Source organism: Bacillus multifaciens (genome assembly GCF_030756675.1).
Lineage (GTDB): Bacteria > Bacillota > Bacilli > Bacillales > Bacillaceae_G > Bacillus_A > Bacillus_A multifaciens.
On sequence record NZ_JAVBXD010000026.1, the window covers coordinates 1 to 20,217 of the forward strand.

The 20,217-nt window shown below is 35.6% G+C and carries 19 protein-coding genes and 1 pseudogene; 5 read left to right on the forward strand and 15 right to left on the reverse strand.

The genetic code is table 11. The features are described from left to right. Nucleotides 1-317: 317 nt before the first annotated feature. Nucleotides 318-890, forward strand: a complete 573-nt coding sequence (locus Q9306_RS16015; protein ID WP_306200403.1) for a recombinase family protein — start codon at nt 318-320, stop codon at nt 888-890. Nucleotides 891-1,072: 182 nt separating this feature from the next. Here Q9306_RS16015 and Q9306_RS16020 read toward each other — a convergent pair whose 3' ends face one another. The 5 genes from Q9306_RS16020 to tnpA all read right to left on the reverse strand — a co-directional run bounded on the left by Q9306_RS16020 (nt 1,073) and on the right by tnpA (nt 9,015). Further along, on the reverse strand, nt 1,073-3,286 hold the full coding sequence (locus Q9306_RS16020) for an N-acetylmuramoyl-L-alanine amidase family protein (RefSeq protein ID WP_306200281.1): 2,214 nt from the start codon (nt 3,284-3,286) through the stop codon (nt 1,073-1,075). A gap of 125 nt (nt 3,287-3,411) precedes the next feature. Further along, nucleotides 3,412-4,470 carry a sensor histidine kinase gene (locus tag Q9306_RS16025; RefSeq protein WP_306200283.1) on the reverse strand — a complete coding sequence of 353 codons (1,059 nt, stop codon included), beginning with the start codon at nt 4,468-4,470 and terminating at the stop codon, nt 3,412-3,414. Nucleotides 4,471-5,297: 827 nt separating this feature from the next. Further along, the gene (locus tag Q9306_RS16030) at nt 5,298-6,743 is read right to left on the reverse strand and encodes a DEAD/DEAH box helicase (protein WP_306200285.1); all 1,446 of its coding nucleotides are present in this window, start codon (nt 6,741-6,743) and stop codon (nt 5,298-5,300) included. A gap of 420 nt (nt 6,744-7,163) precedes the next feature. Further along, nucleotides 7,164-8,606, reverse strand: a complete 1,443-nt coding sequence (locus Q9306_RS16035) for a zinc ribbon domain-containing protein (RefSeq protein ID WP_306200287.1) — start codon at nt 8,604-8,606, stop codon at nt 7,164-7,166. Nucleotides 8,607-8,610: 4 nt separating this feature from the next. Continuing rightward, the gene (tnpA, locus tag Q9306_RS16040; RefSeq protein WP_306200289.1) at nt 8,611-9,015 is read right to left on the reverse strand and encodes an IS200/IS605 family transposase; all 405 of its coding nucleotides are present in this window, start codon (nt 9,013-9,015) and stop codon (nt 8,611-8,613) included. A gap of 300 nt (nt 9,016-9,315) precedes the next feature. Here tnpA and rluF point away from each other — a divergent pair, with 300 nt between their 5' ends. After that, a complete protein-coding gene (rluF, locus tag Q9306_RS16045) occupies nt 9,316-10,032 on the forward strand; it encodes a 23S rRNA pseudouridine(2604) synthase RluF (protein ID WP_306200290.1) in 717 nt (238 codons plus the stop codon). A 68-nt stretch (nt 10,033-10,100) separates the two neighbouring features. Here rluF and Q9306_RS16050 read toward each other — a convergent pair whose 3' ends face one another. From Q9306_RS16050 to Q9306_RS16065, 5 genes and pseudogenes are all read right to left on the reverse strand, one after another. Next, the gene (locus Q9306_RS16050) at nt 10,101-10,433 is read right to left on the reverse strand and encodes a YfjL-like protein (RefSeq protein WP_306200405.1); all 333 of its coding nucleotides are present in this window, start codon (nt 10,431-10,433) and stop codon (nt 10,101-10,103) included. Between the two features lie 158 nt (nt 10,434-10,591). Next, on the reverse strand, nt 10,592-11,125 hold the full coding sequence (locus tag Q9306_RS16055; RefSeq protein WP_306200291.1) for a shikimate kinase: 534 nt from the start codon (nt 11,123-11,125) through the stop codon (nt 10,592-10,594). Between the two features lie 178 nt (nt 11,126-11,303). Further along, nucleotides 11,304-11,531 (reverse strand): annotated as a pseudogene (locus Q9306_RS24665) (GNAT family N-acetyltransferase); the annotation flags it as partial. A gap of 59 nt (nt 11,532-11,590) precedes the next feature. After that, nucleotides 11,591-11,770, reverse strand: a complete 180-nt coding sequence (locus tag Q9306_RS16060; protein ID WP_306200293.1) for a hypothetical protein — start codon at nt 11,768-11,770, stop codon at nt 11,591-11,593. Between the two features lie 88 nt (nt 11,771-11,858). Further along, complete coding sequence (locus Q9306_RS16065; RefSeq protein WP_306200295.1) at nt 11,859-12,359, reverse strand: hypothetical protein; 501 nt, start codon at nt 12,357-12,359, stop codon at nt 11,859-11,861. Between the two features lie 109 nt (nt 12,360-12,468). On the opposite strand from Q9306_RS16065, the gene Q9306_RS16070 reads away from it, so the two are divergent. Further along, nucleotides 12,469-13,278, forward strand: coding sequence for an N-acyl homoserine lactonase family protein (locus tag Q9306_RS16070; RefSeq protein WP_306200297.1), 810 nt, complete (start codon nt 12,469-12,471; stop codon nt 13,276-13,278). Between the two features lie 46 nt (nt 13,279-13,324). Here Q9306_RS16070 and Q9306_RS16075 read toward each other — a convergent pair whose 3' ends face one another. From Q9306_RS16075 to mntA, 3 genes are all read right to left on the reverse strand, one after another. After that, a complete protein-coding gene (locus Q9306_RS16075) occupies nt 13,325-14,062 on the reverse strand; it encodes a YwaF family protein (RefSeq protein WP_306200300.1) in 738 nt (245 codons plus the stop codon). A gap of 123 nt (nt 14,063-14,185) precedes the next feature. Then, a complete protein-coding gene (gene hepT, locus Q9306_RS16080; protein WP_306200302.1) occupies nt 14,186-14,599 on the reverse strand; it encodes a type VII toxin-antitoxin system HepT family RNase toxin in 414 nt (137 codons plus the stop codon). Continuing rightward, nucleotides 14,589-14,996, reverse strand: coding sequence for a type VII toxin-antitoxin system MntA family adenylyltransferase antitoxin (mntA, locus tag Q9306_RS16085; RefSeq protein ID WP_306200304.1), 408 nt, complete (start codon nt 14,994-14,996; stop codon nt 14,589-14,591). The genes hepT and mntA overlap by 11 nt, the downstream gene beginning before the upstream one ends. A gap of 696 nt (nt 14,997-15,692) precedes the next feature. Between mntA and Q9306_RS16090 the strand changes: the two genes are divergently transcribed. Both Q9306_RS16090 and Q9306_RS16095 read left to right on the forward strand, forming a co-directional pair. Next, nucleotides 15,693-16,484 (forward strand): coenzyme F420-0:L-glutamate ligase, encoded by a 792-nt coding sequence (locus Q9306_RS16090; RefSeq protein ID WP_306200306.1) that lies wholly within the window; start codon nt 15,693-15,695, stop codon nt 16,482-16,484. A gap of 5 nt (nt 16,485-16,489) precedes the next feature. Beyond that, entirely contained in the window at nt 16,490-16,999 is a 510-nt protein-coding gene (locus tag Q9306_RS16095) for a hypothetical protein (RefSeq protein WP_306200308.1), read from the forward strand. Between the two features lie 486 nt (nt 17,000-17,485). On the opposite strand, the gene Q9306_RS16100 is transcribed toward Q9306_RS16095, so the two are convergent. Beyond that, nucleotides 17,486-18,307 (reverse strand): GH25 family lysozyme, encoded by an 822-nt coding sequence (locus Q9306_RS16100; protein ID WP_306200311.1) that lies wholly within the window; start codon nt 18,305-18,307, stop codon nt 17,486-17,488. A gap of 171 nt (nt 18,308-18,478) precedes the next feature. Further along, a complete protein-coding gene (locus Q9306_RS16105; RefSeq protein WP_306200313.1) occupies nt 18,479-20,161 on the reverse strand; it encodes a glycerol-3-phosphate dehydrogenase/oxidase in 1,683 nt (560 codons plus the stop codon). Between the last annotated feature and the right edge of the window lie 56 nt (nt 20,162-20,217).

The following is a 20,217-nucleotide window of genomic DNA, read 5'->3' on the forward strand; positions in this document are numbered from 1 at the left end:
CAAATTTAGACATGAATCTTTAAGAAAAAAGAGAACTGCAAGCCTCTGCACTTTTCGCTGCAATTCTCTGCACTTTCTGCTTGCAAAAAACATTACAATAGCTATTATAAGTTAGAGATATAAGGTTTAAAATCCCCCATTTAGGGGAGGGTTACTTAAAATGAAAGACGTATAAATTAATAAACAGTAGTACTTTAGTATGAATTTTATTGAAAATTGATTACATGAATATGGGCCAAAGGTAGGTGTTGCAAAAATTAACATTTATGCATCACTTACCTGGGGCTTGATTTTTATGGCGTCATAATGTTGCATATATTCGAGTGTCCACTCCGCAACAAGATTACACATTCCAAAAAAAAGCAATACTTACATATTGTGAAACGAACCAAATTGAATTGTTAGAAGACTATATTTTTGAGGAAAAACAAAGCAGCAAAAATTTGGAGAGAGAACAATTCCAAATTCTTATGCAGCAACTAAACTCAGGTGATACACTTATTGTCTATAAATTAGATCGTTTAGGTAGAAATCTTTCTGATATGATTCGTACCCATGAAAAACTGATTAAAAATGATATTGGGGGCATTGCTATTAATGATAACATTGATACGCGGAAGAAAGATGACATGACTACGAAAGTAATGGTTACAACCTTATCTTTGTTTGCTGATATTGAACGAAACTATATACTGGAGCGAACACAGGCTGGTCGTATGAAGTATGTAGAGAATGGCGGGAAACTGGGGAGAACTCCTAAAATTAATAAGTCTAAAACTGATTTGATACTTGAGTTACTTGAACAGGGAAAAGCGAAACAGGAGATTGCTGATTTTTCAAATGTTGACAGGACTACTATTTATCGCACATTAAAACGAAATGGTTATTAGGAACATTATTCATAACGAGTGTCATCTATGTATTATTCAGTCTCAAAGAATCGAATTGACAAACAATCATAGGAAGTATACCCGAAAAAACTAAAACGGATCATAACATGGAAAATAAACTCCATCCATGTCATGACCCATTTTATACGTATAGATTAACTCTTCAAACTATCACCATGTTATTACATTTTATGTCCCCACTGGTCAAAGTGATAGTCTTTACCGTCGATTTTAAACCAACCGTCTGCATAAAGTGAACCATCTTCTCTAGCACAGTACCAAAGGTATCCGTATGCAAGAGGCCAAGGTCTATATCCACCACCAACTTGGAACCATCCTGTTTTTGCTGCCCCTTTCTCATCGAAGTAATAATATTTATTATCGATAGTTTGCCAACCCGTTTGTGCTACGCCGTTATTGTCGAAATGGTATAGCTTACCGTCGATTTTTTCAAATCCTGCTCGGTTAACTGATCCGTCTCCATGAAAATAATATTTTTTTCCGTCAATGTTTTCATAAGCATTGAACGTGTAATTGCGACCATTTGTGAAATAATATCTTTTACCGTCTATCATTTTCCAACCGGTATAGAAAACTCCATCTTCTAAACTATAATATTCTAGTAGGTTCTCACTTTTGTTGAGCCCCGTTTTATAAAGCGAACCGTCATGCTTAAATGATAATATTTTGTTGTCCAACCCAACATTAACAACGCTGTCTATAACTTTTCCATTTAGATCAGAAACTCTCTCAAGCACACCTTTGTCAGAAACGTGAATAATTTTATTTTGATCTTCTAAGCGTATTTCCTTTTTATTTACCTCGTAATTTTGGAAGTAATAAATTTTACCATCTACTTCTTTTAGACCTTCTTTAACGATTGCTCCAGAAGCATCGGCATAGGAATCTCCATCCCAGGTTGATCGTTGTAAAACACCGTCATCATTAAAGTAGTAGTATTTATTCTCAATCAGTGAATCACTTCCACCTCCAGTAACCATGTAGCCATAAGGCGGTGAGAAATAATAAGTCTTCCCCTTAATTTCTTGCCAGCCTGTCAAAATGACTCCTTCAGCATCCGTAAAGGAATACCCACTACCTCGGTTTACCCAACTGTTCTTTATCACGTTTCCAGAGGAATCTTTTGCAATCCATTTCGTAGCATCTTTTTCATCAGCTACAGCCTGTACTTTATCATACTTCTGTCTCTCATTTTCTTTACCCGGATACCACTCTATTAACCAATTGTTAATTTCATTGTTGCTTTTACCAGGGAAGCCAATTTCAGATCGGAAACTCTGATCAGTATCGAACCCTGAAATATACAGATTACCACCTAAACTTACTCCATTTTTGTTATTCAAACGGAACTGAAATTTACCATCGTTAGAATTTCCTATCTGAACAAGTTCAAACACTTCATCATCGCCAAGCGAATCGGAATATTGAAGTCCGTTTCCTTCTTTTCCTGAAAGATATTTTGAACCTGTTTTTACGATTACTTTATTCGTTCCTTTTTTATAAGGGATAATTTGATAAGGTTTACCATCATTTAGTTTAATGAATGGCAGTTCCAGAGATGTCTCTATGACATTAGTACGCTCCGCCAATACATCAGATAATCGATCATAAAAATCTGCACGAGCTTTAGGATCATTATTAACATAGTTGTCAAGGACATCTTTAGATACTGGCTTTGAAGTCAATGTTACCAATCGTTTTTGCTCATCTGATAATTTATTTGCTATATAATCAAATAGGGTATCCTGACTATAAGTAATCACGTCCCAATCTGGAGTCCAAACGTCTGCATATTTTTTATAAAGTGGACTAAGTATTCTTGGGTTTTTACCAGATGCTTTTTCTACAAATCCAGTGTGATCTTGATTCATTACAACTCCGGTCTTTCCTTCGTTTAATTGTGCTTGTGTAATGTAAAGAAGATCGTGTTCTGAGATATTTGCTCCATTAGGATTTAAATCTATAATTGCTCCTGCGTCAGTAATTTTAAGCTGCTGCCCAGATTTTAGTTGATGATTTTCAATTCTTCCATTTGGATAGCGCACTTTAACTGACTTAGTAAAATTCATATCACCTTGTGTATGATACATGGAAATATTAAATTCCCCAGATTTAAAATTAGGAGCCTGATAAGCTAGATTTTCTGCATATACATCAATGGTAGTGCTTGGTGCTATATCCCCTGGTTCTAGTCCAAGTGCTTCATAAGTGTTTGCTACAGCACCTAATACAGTAATAGTTATATCTAATACCGCACCTACCCCTGCGCTAGCCTTATTTTCTGCTACAGGAGCCATAGAAAAAAGAATACCTAGTGCTGCTGTTGCAGGGATTACCTTCTTCCCAATTCCATTTGTTTTAAATTTCTTTTTCATTTCGTTCTCCTCTCGTTGTGAAATTATTCACTTTAAAATCAGTTAAAATTAATGTTCTGAAGTTCAGCATAGTTTAAAAACCTTTCAAAAGACTTTCGTAAATGTTACAAAAGTCTTTCATAACCTTATTTCTTTTCTGATGTAACAGGAAGAGTAAACCAAAATTCACTCCCTTGTTTACCGTCTGAACGATCTCGCACACCAATTTTGCCTTTGTGTATTTCAATTAATGATTGTGCAATGGCTAATCCAATTCCAGATCCCCCAGATTGTGAACCTCTTGAAGAATCCGTTCTAAAAAAGCGTTCAAATATGCGTAGTTGATCACTGTAGGCAATTCCTTCTCCTTCATCACGCAAAATGAATTGAACGTGATGCTTCTGCTTATTTTCTTCTACAATTAATTCAATCGTCCCAGCCACTGGAGAATATCGAATTGCATTATGTAACAAATTACTGATAACCCGTGCTATCTTACAAGGCATAATCCAGAGCTTAGGCAATGTATCAGAAACTTGTAATTGCAAATGGATCTGTTTTTCTTCTAATAAAATAGAATGTGAATCTAGTACTTCTAATAGAATACGATCCATATGTGTGAAACTCGGATAAAAATCTTCTTGTCCAAGTTCTAACTTAGAAAGATCAAATAAGTCATTAATTAATCCACTTAATCGTTGTATTTCTTTATGGATTGTCGTTAAGTACTGCGTTTTCATTTCGGGATTTACAATTACATCATCTTGTAATGCTTCAATCATCAATTGTATGCTAGCCATAGGTGTTCGTAAGTCATGTGAAATATTCGCAATGAGCTCTGTACGTGCTTTTTCTCCTTCTTCTAATTTCGTAAACCCTTCTTTTAATTTTTTCGCCATTTGTTGAAAGGCTGTTGCTAATTCTTTAAATTCTTGTGGTCCTTGTCCAATTCTATACGTCGTCCCAAATTGTCTATCACTAAATTCTTTTGTTAATGCAATTAAATTTTGAATAGATTCCGTAATGGGGCGTGTTAATAGCCAATAAATAATCGTTGAAAACGCCATTGCTACGATTACAATTCCTATAAATAGTTGCGTTTGTTCCGGTTTAAGTAACATTTTCATTTCGCTATACCAAATAGCAACTAGCATAATGCTGGTGCTTAATATATTCATCAATAACAATTGATTTCGTAATTTCATATTGTAGTTCCCCCTTGTTGTAACATAAAACGAATATCAGTTAACACATCTTATCGTAAACACCTTTCAATTTTCTTTCAAAACTATAACAAATTTCTTTCAAGAGTATCACTAAAGATTAAAAGGATGGATTGAAATTGCGAAACTCACCTTAAACCAAAATTAAATTCATAGCATACCCACAGAAACCTTTTTTAAATTTATCGGTTTGAACACAGAAGGAATAGACACATTATCGTTAATATGAATTAGAAACAGAAATTCACTTGTTTTTCTGTTATATGGATTAAGCCAACGAAAGACTTTTGTAACAATTACGAAAGTCTTTTGTAATGCTTGTGAAAGGAATTTGAAAGATATTTAAAGTAAGATAAACTTATTGCAAACACACATACGAACTACCTTATAAACTGTATATTTTATTTTTCTAATGCAATTAAAATGCTGAATTTGATATTGAATCATTTTTTGAATTTTAAGCGATTTATGAGTTCCAAAATATATTTGGTACAATCATCTTTATTAAATGAAGAACAAATCGCCCAGATGTGTTAGAAAAATAAAATTAATCAAACCGAGCTTCCCCCAAGCTTCTTTTTTACACAACAAAACCCACAGAAAACAATCTGTGGGTTTTGTTGTGTTTATGTTTTTTTACTTGAACAAGTAAGATTTTTTAAGATTTATTGCAGTAAAAATGCCTAACATATTAGTCGTATCAAATATGTTTGGGTTCTTTATTTTCAAGATTTTTTTCAATTAGGTCTTGATAACGTACAATTTTCTTTTTTTGATATGGTGACCCCTATTAGAGTGGATAGTTCCTTTTACTTAATCGCCTCATGAACCTTTAACTGCTTACCTTTTATCGTTGTGTTTTTCATTACTTTTAAAACAAGTGGTCCTTTTCCGTTTAATATCTCAACGTAAGAAACATTATCTTGAATCGTAATAATCCCGATATCATCCGCTGTAACACCTGGAATTTTGGCAATTGTACCAACGAAATCCACTGCTCGGATTTTCTTTTTCTTTCCGCCATTAAAATAAAGCTTCATGATTCCCTTATTGAGACTAGCGCTTTTATCTTTTTTCACAATTGGCTTAGCATTTATTTTTTCTTCAAATGCCGCCTTTCTTGTGATAACTGCTTCTTTTGAAGGTGCATCTATTTTTACAATTTCAAAACCGATATACGCTTCGATTTCTGTTAGAAATCTTTCTTCATACGGGGTTACAAATGTAATTGCTTTTCCGCTCTTACCAGCACGTCCCGTTCTTCCTGTACGGTGTACATAACTTTCTTTTTCTAATGGAATATCGTAATTAATAACGTGGGTAATATTCTCAATATCAATTCCTCTGGCTGCTACGTCTGTCGCTACTAAATAACGGAATTTCCCTCTTTTAAAATCATTCATTACTGCAAATCGGTCTTCTTGCACCATACCGCCATGAATTTTATCACAAGGATAGCCAGAACGGTTTAACTGTCTAAATACATCATCTACATTTTCTTGCGTACGACAAAAAATAATGCAACTATCTGGATTTTCAATCGTTGTTATATCTTTCAGAAGAGAGAACTTCTCTTCTTCCCTCACTTCTAAAAGACTATGTTCAATTTTATCTGTCGTAATTCCAGATGCTTGAATCTCAATAGTGATTGGTGATTCCATGTATGTACGAGACAAATTTTCAACATCTTCTGGTAACGTCGCAGAAAAGAGCATCGTCATTCGGTTCGTAGGTAGTTCGTCAATAATGGCTTCTACTTGATCGATAAAGCCCATATTTAGCATTTCATCTGCCTCATCAATCACCAAATATTTCAGACGCTCTAACGAGAAAGTCCCTTTTTCAATATGATCTAATACACGCCCTGGAGTGCCGACAACAATATGTGTCTTTTGCTTCAGTTCTAATTTTTGACGTGCAAATGGGGATTTCCCATAAACCGCAGTTGCTTTAATACGCTTAAATCTTCCTATATTCGTAATATCTTCTTTTACCTGCACAGCAAGTTCTCTCGTTGGTGTAAGAATTAACGCCTGCGGTTTATTTTCTTCCCACTCAACCATTTCACAAAGCGGAATTCCAAAAGAAGCTGTCTTACCGCTTCCTGTTTGTGATTTTACAACAAGATCTTTCTTTTCTAATGCAATTGGGATGACTTTCTCTTGCACTTCTGTTGGCTTTTCATATTGTAAGCTAGCAAGTGCTCTTACAATTTCTTTACTCAATGCGTAATCGTTAAAACTTTGTGGACTCATGTACTAACCTCATTTTGTTATAGATTCTTGTATGTATTTTTCACCATTGTATGAATACCATATGCATAATTCCTGCTAAACCTGTTTTCAAACCTTCAGAAAATACATCAATGTAGAGTATTAATAAGTATACCTGACACTCCCCATGCATGAATGCAGGGGGTTCTATTTCATCATCTTAGACTCCCTTGAAACCAACGAGACAAGAAACATTTGTTGGTGTATCGTCCTTGACTTTGATGGGTCTCACGACCGAAAGAATAGATTTTACGATGCAACATCTCTACAGAACATTTTCTAAAACGAAAAACTGTTCTCCTTCCGCCATTCGGCTTCCATTTGTTGTTTATGCACCACGGGGAACATGCCGACACCCCATATTCATTGAAAAATATAGTGAATTTTATTAAAAATAAAATATTATACGCCCATACTAGAAGGAATCGATTTTCCTTCTTTTCTCTTTTTCTTTAAATCGTTCATACAATCATCTAATAAGACTTGAATGTTCTTCCATTGTTTTTTGGCTTGTGGGAAAGATAATTTTTTTGACTTCGTGACACATTTGGCTAAAAATGCACTGTACAAATCTCGTTGTGCTTTCATACCACACTCACAGGTATGCCAACGTTCTGATAGTTTTTTCTTTTTGACGTTTCCACAATGACAGGTTTGAGACAATTTCGTTGTCCTTGTAGGTATATCGATAAACGTACCGTTTCTTCGTTTTAATTTTTCTTTCACTAAATTTACAAACATCGCAGGTGCAGAACGCGCAACAGAACGACCATATAATTTCTGAAATGCTTTATACGATAACTTTTCAGATTTGATGATTTTTGCTTTTTCAATGATTCGATTACTATGGTAACCATGTAATGTTTTTCGTGTTGTAGTGATTTTACGTTCTATTTCTCGCAACTCTGCTAATGTTTTCTTCATTTGATTAGAAATGTGCCAACGTTTTCGTCCTTTTTTGATTGTGCCATTTTCATTGTAATATTGCGGATTGTTCGCACGTCTTTGACGATCTGATTTTCGTTGTAATTTACATTTTTCTTTATCCAAATTAGGAATACCTTCACAAAATGAACGAAGTTCCGCAAAAGAATCTGTTACAGTAGCGATTGTGGATGGCCCAATGTCGAAACCTGCTGTTTCATCGCCCATTTTGTATTTTTGATATGGATACCCTTCTAAAGTTAATTGAAGGTAAAAGACATCTTTTCCTTTGATGATACGTTTCACAATACGACAAAATTTCACGCGTTGTTGCAAAGCATGGTTTAACCATTTATCCTTATCACCTTTTGGGAATACACAAGGAATCGTATCCTTTCCCACCATCACATAACCATTCGAATAGGTTAAAAAGGTTTTATTGCTTTTTCCTTCTAACGAAACAAATTCGCCTTTTCGTTTGAATTGTACACGCTTCGCTTTATGAAACGCTACTTTTTGAACAGCACGAAAAGCGCGAGTGGCAATTTTTTGACACACATGTGTTCCTAAATGGTACGCGATCATTTTGCTATCATTTTTTGTTTTCGTTCCGAATGACTGAATGCTTGCATCGGTGAAACCAAACGTTTCGTTTAATTGTTTAAAGTTATCTTTTCGTTTTTCTTTGTCTTTGACTTTATCTAAAGCAATTGTTTCTTTATATAAATCTGTTTTTTTGATTTTTTGTAAACGTTTTAGAGATTCACCCAAACAAGCATTATATAGTAAACGACCCATTTCCCCTTTGACAAGAAGATTACGTGTTTGTTTTTTATTTGTACGCATACGAATATCGGCAATATAACTAGGTGTTTTTTCTTTTTTCTTTACTTTTTCTTCTGTTTGAGAGGAAATGTTCATTTTTTTACACCCCTTTCTGATTTTCGATATATTGTTTTACTGTTTCTAACGTTGTTCCACCTACAGTGGAAACAAAATAGCTATTCGTCCATAAGCTTGGAATCCGGCTTTTTAATGATGGGTATTCTTGACGTAATAGACGAGAAGAAGCCCCTTTTAGATGACGAACAAACTTATTGATTCCGTATTGCGGGTCTACTTCTACTAATAAATGAACATGATCAGGCATGATTTCCATTTCGATAATTTCTGCTTCGATGGAATTTGCTGTTTCTAATAAAATAGTTTTCAACCTTTCATCTATTCCGTCTACCAATACAGGTCTTCGGTATTTCGGACACCAAACAATGTGATACTTGCAAGAATACACAACGTTATTATTACTTTTATATGTTTGATAAGTTTTCATGAATTTATGATAACATATATTAGATAATAATCAAAAATCTAATTTTAAGAAAAATAAAAAAACGACCTATCCCCATGTCTAAAGCCAGGGGCTTGCGGTCGTAAAATTTATTGGTCATTTCCAACACATATGCCTACAAAATCTAACACATCTTTTTCTAAAAAAGTTGTCTCTCAACAGAAACACATTCCATATATTTTTTATTGTTTTTTCCACTATTCTAGCATTCATTCTGCTTGCCCCCTTGAAAATCAAGTGTTAATCCAATATTCTTATACTATTAACTCTCTACTTAAGGTTGTGTTTAACATGCGTATTAATAAGTTCATTAGTGAATCTGGACAAGCATCGAGACGCGGTGCTGATAAATTAGTCACTGAAGGAAAAGTCACGATAAATGGAAAGGTTGCGAAAATAGGCAGCCAAGTCGAGCCCGGGGATGATGTTCGTGTAAACGGTAACCAAATACGAATGGCAAGTAATTATGTTTATATTGCCTTAAATAAACCCGTTGGTATTACGAGTACAACAGAAAAAAATGTTAAGGGTAATATTGTTGATTTAGTCAATCACCCATTAAGAATTTTTAATATTGGGCGACTAGATAAAGATTCAGATGGCTTAATACTCCTTACGAACGATGGAGATATAGTCAATGAAATTTTACGTGCTGAAAATAAGCATGAGAAAGAATACATTGTTACAGTAGACAAGCCGATTAATCCTGAATTTTTAAAACGAATGGCTGAAGGTGTAAAAATTTTAGGTACGAAAACGCTGCCTTGTAAGGTGGAACAACTTTCCAAATACGTTTTTCAAATCACTTTAACACAAGGACTAAATCGTCAAATTCGTCGCATGTGTGAAGCGCTTGGCTACGATGTGTATAGACTACAGCGAACTCGAATTATGAATATTCATTTAGGTAATCTACCCGTTGGACAATGGAGAGACTTATCTAAAAAAGAACGTAATCGATTATTCCAAGACTTGAACTATGAGCCAAAGGAATGGTAAAAAAAGATGGACCAAAACAGTATGAAACTGTTTTGGTCCATCTTTTTTACTTCTTTGTTTCAGCCTTATTACTTTGTAATTTTAGAATGTTGACTTAAATACTCCTGAACTCCCGGAGAAATGTCAAAGCGGTTTTGTCCTTTATATTCGATCGTAAAATCCTTACCTTCATTTGTTTTAAATGAGACTTCATAACTATCCATTTTATGATTGTAAGAAGTGCCTTTGATTTTCGCATCTAAATCGAAGTATTTCGCAATATACTTTTCTGATTCAGAAATGGCTATTTGTTTTTCCCATGGAGTACCGTTCCATGTGAAGTAAAGAAATAAAGCGGTAACGCCAATGAGAGAGGTTAGTAGAATGGCTATTCTAGTTATGTTTTTATTCACTTGAGTAATTCCTCCGTAACATGATATAAATTTATTTTAACAGTAATCCAACGAAATGTCCCCTTCTTCAAGCATTTGCAGAGCATAGTCCACTTGGTTGAATGGAATGAATATTGATCAGTCTTTCATGTAAGTAAATGTCAACTAACTCCAGAAAGGCATGAAAATCAGAAATCTCTGCATCCTATATCATACATATCAGCATCTCTATTATCCTTCAAAACAACCACCTTATCACCATATTCCCCTAACATATGCAAAATCTCCGCTTTACTCTCTCTTTCAAAATCCCTTGTCCACTTAAACATTTTCAAATACATGTGAAAACTTGGTTTATAGTTCGCTTTTTCAAACCGAAGTAGTTGTAAAATGAATCTTTTCGTTATTCTATATATCCTTTTCGAAAGAGCTACATCTAAAAAAATGATGATGTCTGCATGTTGAAAGCTTTGAGATACCCATGTATAATGGGCGCCTTCAACGATCCAAGCATCGGAACTAACAATATTGTTCAGCTGCCCATCTCTTTCTTCAGACGTATTTCTTATGTCCCCTTTTTCGGACCTTTTCCAAACGACGTTATCGAGCTCATAATATGGAACATTTAACTGTGAAGATAATATTCTTGCTAAAGTTGTTTTCCCGCTCCCAACAGAGCCTATGATATGAATTTTATTAGGAATTCCTTTCAATACGACCACCGCTTTATGAGTTTATCCCGCATTAACGGGCAGTAATGCTCCCACCTCAAAATTCGGTAAAAACAAAGAAGTTAGGTGGGAGATAAACTGCCCGTAAAAGCCCGATTGGTTCAACTAATAATCAGTGGGGGATGAAGAAAACCCCCACTGATTAAAGTTTCACTTTATATATTCCTAGCTACATCTTCTTCCCCATTCTCCAGCAGCGCTGATTGTAAGAATTTCGCTCTTCTCCCAATCTTTCAAGTCCTTGTTTTTCATAAAATTTGATCGCTCTCAAATTGGACTGGGCAACGCGAAGATGATATTCGAGTACATTACGTTTTTTAAACTGCTCCTCAGCATATTGAAAAAGTTCTTTACTATATCCCTCCCGCGTCCCTCGGGAATTACATATACAAAACTTACATACCCAATCTCTCTTCCTTCATACTGATCATACCGAAGCACTAATTCTCCAACTGCCTATTGATCACGTTCTAAGAGAACAAATCCTTCCGGGAAATGGAATTGCTTTTGCTTTGCATATTTTATATATTCACTCTCATCAAACGCAAGTTCTTCATCTGTATCTGTGAAAAATCTAATGATCGTCTGTTTATCCTTTTCAACATCGACACGACGAAATGTAAGCATTGGCATCATTTCCTTTCATCTCATACTTAAGTTAATCGTATAATTTCTTTTATCACGATAAAATAAGTCAAAACTTTAGGGTACACATAAGAAATACTTATGAATATAGAAAATCACTATCATCTTCAATCATGTCTCTCAAATTCCTTTCATTTAACCCTTTTTGACAAAAACCAAACCGTTTTCCTTTTATTCTTTTCACACGATCAACTACTTGTCCTAAATGATAGCCAGTATGTTCAACAAGGTGAAGGAGGCTATGTATATCTATCTCTACATTTTGTTCACTATTTACCACTTTCTCAAACTCTCTTTTCCAATTTGCAAATGTCTCTTCAATAATTGAACATAACGCCGTTGATGAGATGTCTAAATGAGGAAAATACTCTTCAATTCCTTCTTCAAACTTTATATCCGGATTCGAGTACCGAGCTGTATTTCTCTTTACATGCTCGCAAATATGTAAGGCGATTCCACCAATTGAATTCATCTCCTGCTTCCACAATTCTTCAGTATTTAAACACCCAATTGCTTGAAGTAGTTTCAGACGATAATGGTCGTACATACGATGATACGTAATTTTAAAAACCAATTGCATGTCTATCCACCCCATATTCCACATAATATTTTATTAAAACAATAATTTTCCATAAAATACATAATTATCTTACAATTAATCTAATATTTTATCCAGAGGTGAAAAAATGATGACGAGTAAAATACACGTATGGCATACCGGGCAAGTGTACATTGATCAAGCGATGGCATTTCAAGAGAAAACGTGGCATCCGCTCCCTTATACTGGATGGTTCAGAAGTGCCGCTAAAAAAAGGTGGATGCCTGTTTCCACATACTTAATTGAGCATCCAAAAGGATTCGTCTTAGTCGATACAGGATGGCACGAAGAGATGAGAACAAATCCGAGAAAGCACTTAGGCTGGCTCACCTCTACTATGTTTACTGGTACTTTACCAGAAGGACAATCCGTCGCGGAAAGACTGCAAGCGCAAGGAATTCAAAACAAGGATATTGATTATGTATTACTGACCCACCTTCACTCCGATCATGTAAGCGGGATAAAACACGTAGCAGATGCAAAACAGATTGTAACGAGCGAACTAGAATGGAATGCCGCTCAAAAAGACGCTGGATACATCAAGTCAATGTGGGAAGGTGTTTCTATCAATACGTTTCAGTTACACGAAATTCCGCACGGTCCCAACCGATTAGGCTATGATGTATTTCAAGACGGTTCTCTCTATATGGTATTTACACCCGGCCACAGCAAAGGATTATGCTCTGCACTAGTACAAACATCGAAAGGCTGGGTACTATTAGCAAGTGATGTTGGCTATTCAGAAAGGTCATGGGAACAAAATGTATTACCTGGGGTTACGGCTGATAGGAATGCCGCTCAAAAATCTTTAGATTGGGTCAGAGAATTTAGGCAACGAGAAGATTGTGTACAGGTAATCGCAAATCATGATCCCGATATTCAGGAGCAAGTGATAGAATAACAAAACCACACCACCGCTAAATCTATAGTGGGGTGTGGTTTCTCATTTAAATGTGTCTCAATAACTTTTTGTTCATACCTCTTCTATTTCTGTTAAATGGCATATACAAGAGTAGACATGCTATAAACGCAACAATTTCTAATGAAATAATATAGTAAGGATAAGGACCTAACATATCAAGTAAGGAAGCAGTTTCTGGCTTATGTGCTAAAAACATATAGTTCCCACCTGTTTCATAGTTTACGAATAAAATAATTGGTAGCAATGCATTTAAAAATAGCATCGTACGCTTAATCGATTGAAAAGTTGGTCTATATCCTTCCACCCACGTCATAAAGAGCGGTGACAAAATGAGTAATGCATGTGCGGTGAAAAATTCTAAGAAGCGAAAATGCGGAAATGCATACTGTAAATTTGGAGTTAAAATAGCTTGTGATGCCCCGAGAATTCCTGTAAAAAAGACAATTTCATATAGCTTATAGCTTTTCGTTATCATCATAATGGATGCCAAAAATAAGCTAATCGTACATAACTCAAATGGCAATGATGTACTGAGATGAAAAATCCCCGCCTTCACTTGCCATACGTCCAATCCAATTTCACTACCCACAAATAAAAAAGCAATTGTATAGCGAACCATCATATTCCACTGTTCTTGGCGAAGTAAATCTTGATAGTGGTATAGAAAGTACATCGCTAAACCGATAAGAAGAAGTATAATAACGTGTTGTTTCGAGTATGGGACAAACGGTTCTAATGGAGCTGCTCGAAAAAATGTTTCCATGCTCCCACCTCCTTTCTACAATATTATTGTAAAAAAGGAAAGACTCGTCAACTCTTTTACTTTCTGCAAAAACCAAAACAACCACATCACCTCTACAACTGTAGAGATAATGCGGTTTCACTTTTACAAATCCAAAACCCCTAATATTTCCTTCGTAAATAATTTGAAGTCACCCAAGTGTTTCTCAATAATTTTTTGAACAATGTCTAAGTTTACGCTTTGATAATCATGGACAGCAATATTTCGAAATCCTACTATTGCTTTCAAATTATTGCCTAAGTCTTTTTTTATAACGCTCGCTTCAACTAGTAAATCGAATGCCTCTCGGCTAGATTGTGGTAATCCTAGCTTCTTACTTGCGACAATATGCATCGCTAAATCAATACTTGCTTCACACGCTCGTTGTATATTTAAAATAATTGAATCCTGCTTCGTATAATCTTCTAAATTCTCTGGATTGTTTTCGTATACATCTTGAATTCTCTTTATACAACGTTCTATTGTAGCGATTTTGTTTATAATCACTTCACTCTTCATGTACAGCACCTCTTTTCTTAATAGCATCAAATATAACGCGTCGTTCCTCGTTCAATCTTGCATACATTTTAAGAACTTTCATTTCAAATACAATCTTACGCTCTTCATCCGAACAATATATTGTCTTTCCTTCATGGATAATCTGTGCTTGAAACACCGTTGATCCCTGTGATAAATCAACTAAATCAACATCTCTATGAACAATATCGGCTAACTCCTGCGCTAGTAAAAAACGTTCATAATGATCTAAAGCTACATCACTAACATATGCTATATCGATATCACTATCTGCTCTTATTCGATTTTGTGCAGTCGATCCAAATACAATAATCCAATACGGGTGTACTGCTTCTTTTAATTTTTCAATAATGGATGCTATCATGTTTTGAGGAATCATATTTATCCATCCTCCCTTACCATTCTTATCCTTTATTTTAGCATAAGGAGTACTAGACTACATACAAAACCAAAATCTTGAACACTTAAAAACCCCTGATTCAATATTTTTGGTTTTCACACCAATTTCCGGGAGCATCAATATTTTTATGGAATGAATTCCCTTATCCCCTTTATAATTTACTTAATACATATTGGTGGTGTAACAATTAAACAGTGCAGTACACTACCTCACTACATACACGAACATATTTTATAGTTTATAAGGATGGAGAGAATAAAGTGTTTGAGTTGATAATATTAGCTTTTTTTATAATGATTTCTAGTCTTTTAGTATTAGTTACCGGTTTATTTTGGTTTTTAGGTTCTTATTTTACCTTAACTACAAATGATAAAAAAGATTTCATGAAACAAGAATTAATTAAAGTGAGTTTCATATCTTCCTTTTTTTTAGTAGGTAGTATTCTCATTTTGCTTGCTTTCTATTTTTCTATATAGCTTCTTAGTACCTTATTTTAATTTGAAAGCCACCATCAAAGTTACTTATTCTACCTATACAAATATATGTTTTCATTTCCTCCTTCCTCTTATTCGGAGAACACTTATTTTCCAATACATTAAATACCAATTAATGTATAATGTTATTTGGTAAATTGTTAAAGTTTATACGGGGAAAAATGGTGAAAGGAGCTACATTATGAAAATTCATGTTGAAGCAGTCCCAAACATACCGAGAATTAATAAAGGCGATAATATTGGCGAGATCATTGCCATGTCAGTACTAAAATCGAATTTTGAAATAACAGATGGTGATATACTGTGTGTGGCTTCAAAAGCAATCTCAACCGCAGAGGGTCGAGAAATAGCTCTTAGCAATGTAAAACCAAGTGAACTAGCCAATCAGATACATAAAAAAGTTCCAAGAAAAGACCCTAGAATTATTCAAAAAATGATAGATGAAACTGAGGATCCGTTTGGTAGTAAGCTAGAAATAGACAATAACTATATTGGCGCTTGGCTGCCAAATGGAATGCGTTTAACGAGTGCTGGTATAGACAAAATCGATTCTGAACACGTTATGCTCTTACCAAAGGACCCCGATTTAAGCGCAAAAAGAATTAGCGATACGGTGCAAAAAAGGCTTAATGCCAAGGTTGGAGTGATCATTACTGATAGTGATGGACGTATCGAAAAAGCTGGAGCGACTCAGATTGCCATCGGTCTATATGGTGTCCCAGCTTTGAGAACGAGCGAATCAATCGATCCAGTTACCGGTGAAATAAAGAAATCTGTAGAGACATTTTGTGACCTCCTTGCCGCTACTGCCGCCCTAATAATGGGACAACGAGGCACAAATAAACCAGTAGTTAAAATTAGCGGCGTGGACTACGAATTTAATGAAAATAGCCAAATCATCGATTCACTAAGTAGAGTTTCAGAAGAGTATTTCAATTCACATAAGAGAGTAACTAATCCAAGTAAGGAATAACGTATATGAAAATTAAAGTATTACTAGCAAGCCTAATCGGACTGATACTCGTATGGTGTCTATCATCTAAGAATACTATAGAAGACGGGTTCACACATCAATTAGACTTTGAAAACAAGTTAAAAGAGTACTCAAATGGTACAATTAAAATTAAAGATTCAAGTATAGAGTATCGTGAAAAAGAAAACGACAGTGTCTATACCGCTAACTGGAATGGATTCACGATTTATTCAAAAATGGGTAAAAACGATTGGTTATCAAACTCATACTCAGTTACAACAGAGAAACAAGTATTTGAAGATAAGAAAGCAAATGAGCAATATCGTAAACTTATGAAAAGTATAATTCGGATTGCAGACCCAAAACTCTCTATCAAAGAAGTAAATAGGTTAATTGATAGAGGGGTAGACTTGAACGAGTTAAAAGGTAAAGAGGGTTTCTACTATCAACTAAAGGTAGGTCAAGACCCAGTAAACACGATTTCCTTTACGATTGTTCCTAAAGACGGATTTTAATAGAATAATTAATAGAAAGAGATAAGACCATAGTGATTGGTCTTATTTTTTTGGCTTCTTTTAAACCAATAGCTGAAACAATTTGAAATAGGGGTATCGAAAATAAACCTTTAATCCTATAATATAAGCATTTGGTGGTTCTTCAAGCGTTGTTAGTTTATGGGTATTTTTTTGTTTATAAGGGGAGAGCACCACATATCCATCGGGCTAGTATTTTGAAATGTCCCCCAAACGACAATTTTATTATTTTACAATTATTTATGAGGATTTAGCTCGATTTTTTCGTTTTGAGTAACAACCAATTTCTTAACTTGATGAGTATGGGGTACCGTCAGGAAAATACGAATTTACAACGCTAAACCCATTTTCCTGACGATACCCCATGTTAAAGAAGATAATATAAGCATACGAACACTTTCTCTCTAAAGTCTTTTGTAAGGACTTAATTAAGCTATGTCTATATAACTATACTAGCTCTACAAATATCTAAATTCGCCGTGCCCACATACCATATGACGGAAAAACCTCTTTCAACTTCGCAAACGTTTCATCACACCACGCTTTGGAGTTGAAATCACCAATAACGATACGCTGATTACCATCATCAAGCGATTGCGTCCACATTCCGTAGTCAGGGAAAATATCTTTGATTGTGTGGTATACATCTTCCATCCATCCAATTGAATTGAAGTCTCCTACAAAAATACGATACAATTCCTGAGCATTTGTGAACCATTCGAGCGGTTTATCTCCGTTTAAAGCATTTAGATCTACTTTTCCAATTCCATCAAGCCATCCCCCTGTTTCACCATCTGCATATTGCCATAAGTCGCATGCATATTTAGGTTTTCTTCCTCCATATCGTGGAATCCATAAGAAATCAGCTTGTACATTTTGTAACCCGTAAGATCCATGCATATGATGCGATACATATAAGCCAACTTTCCAACCCGCATCCTGACAAGTAGTAATAAATACTTGTGTTGCTTCTGCTAGATTCGTAGCTCCGCAGCTTGCTAGCGTATCATCTTCAACATCTAACACAAGAAATTTTGCATTTGGATTTACGCGTGCCAGAAAATCTTCGGCCTCGACAATGGCATCTGTAATGCTTACATAACAGCCGTAAGCATAAGCGGCATGGGGAATTCCATATGTTTCTAAATTTTGGACATGTTCATTGTACAGTGGGTCTATCTTCCTTGAGCCATATTGAACGCGGCAGATTGCTAGATCCAGTTGCGACGCAGCAATATCCCAATCGATATTATCATTGTATTTTGATAGATCTACGATATGTTTCGTCATGATTCAACATCTCCCTTTTTCGTTTTCATAATATAAATAATCGTTCTACAAGCATATTTGGCAATTGCTGTCTTAAAATAATTCTGATTTAAAGTAATCTCCACCTACTATCCATTCACACAAAAAAACCACACTGTTTCTAAACATTTAGAAACAGTGTGGTTTTCATTTTTATGCTAACGCAGATGCCTGATCTTGTTGATCGACCGGTACAACTGCATCTGTTAATGCTGCGTCTAATTCAGCTGTATATTTCCGCTTCTCTTCCCCGCTCCAGTTTAATGCTTCTGCCATGTAGCCAGTAACAGCGTCTTTCCATTCATATACCCAGTGAATATTGAAGAATACTGCTCCAGTGCGGCGTACGAAGAAATCGACTGGTTTTGTTGTCATTTCGAACTCCATTGCGTATACAAGTGGAAGAAGTACATCAAGCGGCATGTTATGGCGCTCTGCATCTCCTTTATATTCTTTCGCTAATTCGAAGAGTACATCGACGTTTGAACCGTAGAATTTTGCAAATTGCTCTGCTTGTTCTACTGTTAAACCGTATTTTTTTCCTTCTTGTGCTTTTTTCGCAATGAATGCCCTGAAGTGTTTCGAACCGCCCACATGACCGCCAGAGATTGGCATATGTTTCGTTGTACTTGCTGGGTATGAGCCGTGACCTTCTTTTTGCATTAAAGATGTTACATAATCTAGAACCATCTCTGCCATTTTGCGGTATCCTGTTAATTTTCCGCCGGCAATTGTGATTAAACCAGATTCAGAAGTCCAAATTTCATCTTTACGAGAAATTTCAGATGCGCTCTTTCCTTCTTCATAAATTAATGGACGAACGCCTGCCCAGCTTGATTCAATGTCCTTCTCTGTAATTTTTACGCTCGGGAACATGTAGTTAATCGCGTTAATAATGTATGTGCGATCTTCTGTTGTCATTTTTGGCACCGCTGCATCTTTATCATAGAATGTATCAGTTGTACCTACGTATGTTTTACCTCCGCGCGGAATCGCAAATACCATACGTCCATCTGGCGTATCAAAGTAGATTGCCTGCCCTAATGGGAAACGTTTTTGATCGATGACAAGGTGCACACCTTTTGATAACTGCAGTACTTTCCCTTTTTTCGAATTATCTTTTTCACGAAGTGTATCGACCCAAGGACCTGCTGCGTTAACGATCTTTTTACCGTACACTTCATATACGTTTCCGTCTAATAAGTCGACTACACGGACGCCGCATACTTTTCCATCTTTGTATAAGAAGCTGTCTACTTTCGCATAGTTGACTGCTTTTGCACCATGTTTGATTGCTTCTTTCATGACTTCGATTGTTAAACGTGCATCGTCTGTACGATATTCTACGTAGTAACCGCCGCCTTTTAACCCTTCTTGTTTCACAAGCGGTTCTCTCTTCATCGTTTCTTCGCGGCTAAACATTTTTCTGCGCTCGCTTTTCTTAACCCCTGCTAAAAAGTCGTATACACGAAGACCGATTGATGTACTAAATGCACCGAACGTACCGCCTGTATGGAACGGCAGCAGCATCCACTCCGGTGTTGTTACGTGAGGACCGTTTTCATATACAATGGCACGTTCCTTCCCAACTTCAGCGACCATTTTCACTTCAAATTGTTTTAAATAACGTAAACCGCCGTGAACAAGCTTTGTAGAACGACTTGATGTACCTGCTGCAAAGTCTTGCATTTCAAATACAATTGTTGATAATCCGCGTTTTGCTCCGTCTAGTGCAATACCAGCACCCGTGATTCCACCGCCGATAACAATCACATCTACCTCTTGTTTATTTACTTCATTTAAAACATTTTGACGTTGTTTACTTGAGAATTTCATGGTAATTCCTCCCTTTTATTACGAAAAAAAGAGACCACAAACATCACCATAGAATT

Bases quoted from the DNA above. Each gene is read 5' to 3' on its own strand.
- Q9306_RS16100 (WP_306200311.1), bottom strand. From the start codon at position 18,307: ATGACGAAACATATCGTAGATCTATCAAAATACAATGATAATATCGAT.
- Q9306_RS16065 (WP_306200295.1), bottom strand. From the start codon at position 12,359: ATGCAATTGGTTTTTAAAATTACGTATCATCGTATGTACGACCATTAT.
- mntA (WP_306200304.1), bottom strand. From the start codon at position 14,996: ATGATTCCTCAAAACATGATAGCATCCATTATTGAAAAATTAAAAGAA.
- tnpA (WP_306200289.1), bottom strand. From the start codon at position 9,015: ATGAAAACTTATCAAACATATAAAAGTAATAATAACGTTGTGTATTCT.
- Q9306_RS16060 (WP_306200293.1), bottom strand. From the start codon at position 11,770: ATGATGCCAATGCTTACATTTCGTCGTGTCGATGTTGAAAAGGATAAA.
- Q9306_RS16070 (WP_306200297.1), top strand. From the start codon at position 12,469: ATGACGAGTAAAATACACGTATGGCATACCGGGCAAGTGTACATTGAT.
- hepT (WP_306200302.1), bottom strand. From the start codon at position 14,599: ATGAAGAGTGAAGTGATTATAAACAAAATCGCTACAATAGAACGTTGT.
- Q9306_RS16025 (WP_306200283.1), bottom strand. From the start codon at position 4,470: ATGAAATTACGAAATCAATTGTTATTGATGAATATATTAAGCACCAGC.
- Q9306_RS16030 (WP_306200285.1), bottom strand. From the start codon at position 6,743: ATGAGTCCACAAAGTTTTAACGATTACGCATTGAGTAAAGAAATTGTA.
- Q9306_RS16105 (WP_306200313.1), bottom strand. From the start codon at position 20,161: ATGAAATTCTCAAGTAAACAACGTCAAAATGTTTTAAATGAAGTAAAT.
- Q9306_RS16090 (WP_306200306.1), top strand. From the start codon at position 15,693: ATGAAAATTCATGTTGAAGCAGTCCCAAACATACCGAGAATTAATAAA.
- Q9306_RS16020 (WP_306200281.1), bottom strand. From the start codon at position 3,286: ATGAAAAAGAAATTTAAAACAAATGGAATTGGGAAGAAGGTAATCCCT.
- Q9306_RS16075 (WP_306200300.1), bottom strand. From the start codon at position 14,062: ATGGAAACATTTTTTCGAGCAGCTCCATTAGAACCGTTTGTCCCATAC.
- Q9306_RS16095 (WP_306200308.1), top strand. From the start codon at position 16,490: ATGAAAATTAAAGTATTACTAGCAAGCCTAATCGGACTGATACTCGTA.
- Q9306_RS16035 (WP_306200287.1), bottom strand. From the start codon at position 8,606: ATGAACATTTCCTCTCAAACAGAAGAAAAAGTAAAGAAAAAAGAAAAA.